This is a genomic window from Mycobacterium sp. (assembly GCF_036488105.1).
Classification (GTDB): domain Bacteria; phylum Actinomycetota; class Actinomycetes; order Mycobacteriales; family Mycobacteriaceae; genus Mycobacterium.
In genome coordinates this window covers 1-6,035 of the sequence record NZ_DASXHW010000025.1, presented here as the reverse complement: position 1 = coordinate 6,035, position 6,035 = coordinate 1, and the positions used below count along the sequence as shown (strand labels likewise).

General features: G+C 65.8%; 3 protein-coding genes and 1 pseudogene. All 4 read left to right on the top strand.

All coding sequences use genetic code 11. The features are described from left to right. Window positions 1-1,017: pseudogene (locus VGH54_RS01495) on the top strand (hypothetical protein); the annotation flags it as partial. A 126-nt stretch (window positions 1,018-1,143) separates the two neighbouring features. After that, entirely contained in the window at window positions 1,144-2,973 is a 1,830-nt protein-coding gene (locus VGH54_RS01490; protein WP_331510166.1) for a phosphoenolpyruvate carboxykinase (GTP), read from the top strand. Between the two features lie 159 nt (window positions 2,974-3,132). After that, window positions 3,133-4,410 (top strand): sodium:proton exchanger, encoded by a 1,278-nt coding sequence (locus VGH54_RS01485; protein WP_331510165.1) that lies wholly within the window; start codon window positions 3,133-3,135, stop codon window positions 4,408-4,410. 62 nt (window positions 4,411-4,472) lie between these two features. After that, window positions 4,473-6,002, top strand: a complete 1,530-nt coding sequence (gene fadD4 / locus VGH54_RS01480; protein ID WP_331510164.1) for a fatty-acid--CoA ligase FadD4 — start codon at window positions 4,473-4,475, stop codon at window positions 6,000-6,002. The last annotated feature ends 33 nt before the right edge of the window (window positions 6,003-6,035 follow it).

Genomic DNA, 6,035 nt, shown 5'->3' with positions numbered 1-6,035 from the left:
GCATGCGCGGCAGTCGGGCTGGCGCTGACGGTTTGGGTGGTCGGAACCCGCGGGCTGCTGCGCGACCAGCGCAGCGCGATCCTGCGGCAGCGACGACTGTCCAAGTCGGAGCGCACGATCGCTTTGCGTAGCCAGACCCAGCAGGCTCGGGTTCAGCTGTCGTACTTCGCCCGCAACCGCTGCGCGTCGGTCCGCTCCGAGCTGCAGGAGGACGCCGCGAGCCTGACCAAGGCCAAACTGCCGGAGTTCGAGTCCTACGCGGGTGCGCGCCTCAATGAGGTGATCACCGAGGTGGACGACGGCACGACGACTCATTTGGCCGACGTCGCGCAGGGGCTGGACCTGACGGTTGACCCGCCGGCACCGTCGACGCTCCCGACGATCGAGGTTCCGGCGCCGCAGCTGAAGTCGCGGAAGCTGGAGACCCGGCTGATGATGCTGGTGGGCGCGGGCTTTGGGTTGGGTGTGGCGCTGACGCTGAGCCGGCTGCTGGCCGATCTGACGCCGGGCTTGACGGTGGCCGGAGCCGTCGCATGCGCGGCAGTCGGGCTGGCGCTGACGGTTTGGGTGGTCGGAACCCGCGGGCTGCTGCGCGACCGCGCGCTGCTCGACCGGTGGGTCGGCGAGGCGACCGCGCAACTGCAGTCCGCGGTCGAGCAACTGGTGGCGACCCGGGTATTGGCGGCGGAGTCGACGTTGACCGCCGCACTGGCCGAGCAGGACGAGGGCGAGAGCGCACGGGTCGCCGAGCAGATCAGCGTCATCGACACCGAGCTGCGCGAACACTCCGTCGTCGGGGCGCGGGCCGCCGCGCTGCGCGGGCGGGAGATGCCGACCCTGCAGGCCGCGCTCGATGCGGTGGGGGCGGAACTCGGCGACGCCGCCGGGCCCCGCGAGGTCGCCGATACCCCTTCCGGCGAAGCGGGCGCACCGTCCGAGACTTCGGTGCCTTCCGGTGACGACGACGAGGAAATCGACGAAAATTCGCCGACAGATACCGCCGATAACGTGTTCTGAATCGTTCCTGTGAGTTAACCGATACAGCCTCGGCTTTTTCTGGGTATACACCTCGCGATAACCTGTGTGCAGGCCGCCGCAAACTAGCCGCGCACACATGCACCACCGCGACTGCAGGAGATTTTGATGACTTCAGCGACCGTTCCTGGTCTGGATACCGCCCCGACGAACCATCAGGGCTTGCTGTCCTGGGTGGAGGAGGTCGCTGAGCTGACCCAGCCGGACCGGGTGGTCTTCGCGGACGGCTCCGACGAAGAGTGGCAGCGGCTGGCCGACCAGCTGGTCGAGGCCGGGACTTTCACCAAGCTCAACGAAAACAAGCACAAGAACTCCTACCTGGCGCTGTCGGACCCCTCCGACGTGGCGCGGGTCGAGTCGCGGACCTTCATCTGCTCGGAGCGCGAGGTCGACGCAGGCCCGACCAACAACTGGAAGCCCCCGGCCGAGATGCGGGCCACCATGACCGAGCTGTACCGCGGCTGCATGCGCGGGCGCACCATGTGGGTCGTCCCGTTCTGCATGGGCCCGCTCGGTGCCGAGGACCCCAAGCTCGGCGTGGAGATCACCGACTCCGAGTACGTCGTCGCCTCGATGAAGGTGATGACCCGAATGGGCAAGGCCGCATTGGAAAAGCTGGGCGATGACGGCTTTTTCGTGAAGGCATTGCACTCAATCGGTGCTCCGCTGGAGCCCGGGCAAAAAGACGTGCCGTGGCCGTGCAACGACACCAAATACATCACGCACTTTCCAGAGACCCGGGAAATCTGGAGCTTCGGGTCCGGCTACGGCGGAAATGCGTTGCTGGGCAAGAAATGCTATTCACTGCGGATCGCGTCGGCGATGGCCCGCGACGAGGGCTGGCTCGCCGAGCACATGCTGATCCTCAAGCTGATCTCGCCGGAGAACAAGGCGTACTACTTCGCCGCGGCCTTCCCGTCGGCTTGTGGCAAGACGAACCTCGCGATGCTGCAGCCGACCATCCCCGGTTGGCGCGCCGAGACTCTCGGTGACGACATCGCCTGGATGCGGTTCGGCAAGGACGGCCGGCTGTACGCGGTCAACCCGGAGTTCGGTTTCTTCGGCGTCGCACCCGGCACGAACTGGGACTCCAACCCCAACGCCATGAAGACCATCGCGGCGGGCAACACCGTCTTCACCAACGTCGCGCTCACCGATGACGGTGACGTGTGGTGGGAAGGTCTGGAGGGCGAGCCGGATCACCTGATCGACTGGAAGGGCAACGACTGGCTCCTCCGCGAGACGGAAACCAAAGCTGCGCACCCGAACTCGCGTTACTGCACCCCGATGTCGCAGTGCCCGATCCTGGCGCCGGAGTGGGACGACCCGCAGGGTGTGCCGATCTCGGGCATCCTGTTCGGTGCTCGCCGCAAGACCACGGTGCCCCTGGTGACCGAGGCCCGCGACTGGCAGCACGGCGTGTTCATGGGAGCCACCATGGGCAGCGAGCAGACCGCCGCCGCCGAGGGCAAGGTCGGCGACGTGCGCCGCGACCCGATGGCCATGCTGCCGTTCCTCGGCTACAACGTCGGCGACTACTTCCAGCACTGGATCGACCTCGGCAAGAACTCTGACGAGTCCAAGCTGCCGAAGGTGTTCTTCGTCAACTGGTTCCGGCGCGGCGAAGGCGGAAAGTTCCTGTGGCCGGGCTTCGGTGAGAACAGCCGGGTGCTCAAGTGGATCGTCGACCGCATCGAGCACCAGGCTGGTGGCCAGGAGACGCCGATCGGCGTCGTTCCCACCTCCGACGACCTCGACCTTGACGGACTCGACGTCGACGCCTCCGACGTCAACCGCGCGCTGGCGGTCAACGTCGACGAGTGGCGCCAGGAGTTGCCGCTGATCGAAGAGTGGTTCGAATTCGTCGGCGACAAGCTGCCCACCGGTGTCAAGGACGAGTTCGAGGCGCTCAAGCAGCGTCTGGCCGAGTCCGACTAAGCACTCCCGCGGCAGCGGCAGGGTTGCCACATCCGAAAGATCGGGTAACCGAACTCTCGTTTGTGACCCTCCTGAGCAGCAAATTTGAGTTGTACGCCGCATCCATTCGCCTAGCCTGGCTATGTTGCTGGATGGATGCTCGCCGGGTACCTTAACGACGTGACAACAACCGCGCCCGCCGTAACGGAATCCGGTGCCCGGTCGCGGACGTTGTTCCGCTCACTCGCAATCGTCAGCGTCGTCATCTGCCCCGCTCTGGTGCTGCGGATCCTCGGTGTGTACCCAGAGCCCGTGCTGGGTCTGCTCGTCTACGGTGGCGCCGTCGTGGGCGCCAGCTTCGTGTTGGCGTGGGCTGCGGAAGCCGCCCAGATCGACGTGTCGGGCAGCCTGGCCGTCGCCGTGCTGGCCGTCATCGCCGTCCTTCCCGAGTACGCCGTCGACCTGTACTACGCCTACACCGCCGGCCACGTGCCGGCCTACACGCAGTACGCGGCGGCGAACATGACCGGCTCGAATCGGCTGCTGATGGGTCTCGGGTGGCCGGTCGTCGTCCTGGTCAGCGTCCTGGTGGCGCGCCGGGCCAGCGGCCGCAAAGTCGGCGGACTGGACCTCGACGCCAGCAACCGGGTGGAGATCGGCTTCCTGATGGTCGCCGGAGTGGTCGCCTTCGTCATCCCGGTGACGGGTCGCATCCATATTGCCTTCGGTGTCGCGCTACTGGCCTGGTTCGGCTTCTACCTCTACAAGCTGAGCCGCGGTGAGGTCGAGGAACCCGAGCTGGTCGGCACCGCGGCCGCGCTGGGCGCACTACCCGACCGGGCGCGTCGGATCGCGGTGGCCGCACTGTTCATCTTCGCGGCTTTGGTGATCGTGACATGCGCAAAACCCTTTGCCGACAACCTGATCGGCGCTGGCACCAAGCTCGGTATCGACCGCTTCCTGCTGGTGCAGTGGCTGGCCCCGCTGGCGTCGGAGGCGCCGGAGTTCATCATCGCGACCATCTTCGCCGCCCGGGGCAAGGGCGGCGCCGCGATTTCGACGCTGGTCTCGGCGAAGGTCAACCAGTGGACGCTGCTGATCGGGTCGTTGCCGGTGGCGTTCATGCTCGGCGGCGGTGGCACCTCGATGCACCTGGACGGCCGCCAGGTCGAGGAGATCGTGCTCACCGCCGCGCAGACGTTGATGGGCGTCACGCTGTTGCTCGGTCTGCGGTTCCAGCGTTGGGCCGCGTGGCTGCTGCTCGGGTTGTTCGTCGTGCAGTTCCCGCTGACCTCGACCGAGGGGCGCTTCGCCATCAGCGCCGTGTATGCGGCGGTAGCATTGGTCGCGCTGATGAGCAATCGCCGCCAGCTGCTGCCGACGCTGGCCGCTCCGTTCGCCGGCCGGGCCAAACGTCATGGCGGTCACCCGCACCTCCAACCGGTGCACGAAAGCTAGCCGCAGCAGCGCACGGCGACCTCCTTGACAGCTGTCAAGTTTTGCGGCGGTACAGTCTGCCCATGCAGATTCGCCAGCACACCTCCGGCCAGGGCGCAGTCGACAAACCCGCGATCATTCTTCACCCGTCCGGCACGGTGATCACCTTCGACGAGTTGGAAGCCCACGCCAATCGGCTGGCGCACTACTTCCGTCAGGCCGGTCTGGTCGAAGGCGACGCGGTCGCGATCCTGATGGAGAACAACCAGCACATCCACGCGGTCATGTGGGCGGCTCGCCGCGCCGGTCTGTACTACGTGCCGATCAACACGCACCTGACCGCGCCGGAGGCGGCGTACATCATCGACAACAGCGCCGCCAAGGCGATCATCGGTTCCGCCGCGCTGCGCAAGACCTGCGAGAACCTCGCCGAGCAGCTGCCCGACGGCCTGCCCGCACTGCTGATGATCGCCGACGATGACCTCGACGGCTGGCAGCGCTACCCCGAATGTGTTGCGGATCAACCGGATACACCGATCGACGACGAGGTCGAAGGTGATCTGCTGCAGTACTCCTCGGGCACCACCGGCCGACCGAAGGGCATCAAGCGGGAGTTGCCACACGTCTCGCCCGCCGAGGCGCCGGGCATGATGTCGGCCCTGGTCGGATTTTGGATGCACCCGGATGCGGTCTATCTCAGCCCCGCGCCGCTGTATCACACCGCGCCATCGGTGTGGTCGATGACCGTGCAGGCCGGCGGCATCACGACGGTTGTCTTGGAGAAGTTCGATCCCGAAGGCTGCTTGGATGCCATCCAGCGTCACCGGGTCACGCACGGACAGTTCGTCCCCGTCATGTTCACCCGGATGCTGAAACTACCTGAGGCTAAACGCGATTCGTTCGACCTGTCCAGCCTGGAACGGGTGATGCACGCGGCCGCTCCCTGCCCGGTGGAGATCAAGAAGCAGATGATCGACTGGTGGGGGCCGATTGTCGACGAGTACTACGCGTCCTCGGAAGCCATCGGGTCGACGTTGATCAGCGCCGAGGAGTGGCTGGCGCACCCCGGCTCGGTCGGCAAGCCGATGAATTGTCAGCTTCACATCCTCGACGAGGCCGGTAACGAGTTGCCGCCCGGCCAACCTGGCGAAATCTATTTCGAGGGAGGCTTTTCCTTCGAATACCTCAACGACACGGCGAAGACCGCGGCCTCCCGCGACGAGCACGGCTGGACGACGGTCGGCGACGTCGGCTACGTCGACGAAGACGGCTACCTGTTCCTGACCGACCGTCGCCACCACATGATCATCTCCGGTGGCGTGAACATCTATCCGCAGGAAGCCGAAAACCTGCTCGTCACCCATCCAAAGGTGCTGGACGCGGCGGTGTTCGGCATTCCCGACGACGAAATGGGGCAAAGCGTCAAAGCCGCGGTGCAAACCGTCCACCCGGCGGATGCGACCGGCGAGTTCGCCGACGAGCTGGTCGCCTGGCTGCGAGAGCGGTTGGCGCACTACAAGTGTCCACGGTCGATCTCGTTCGAGGCGCAGCTGCCGCGTACCGATACCGGAAAAATGTTCAAACACGAACTGGTCAAGAAGTATTCGGTGTGACGCTGCGCGTCGTCGATGTGTCGGAGCCTGACT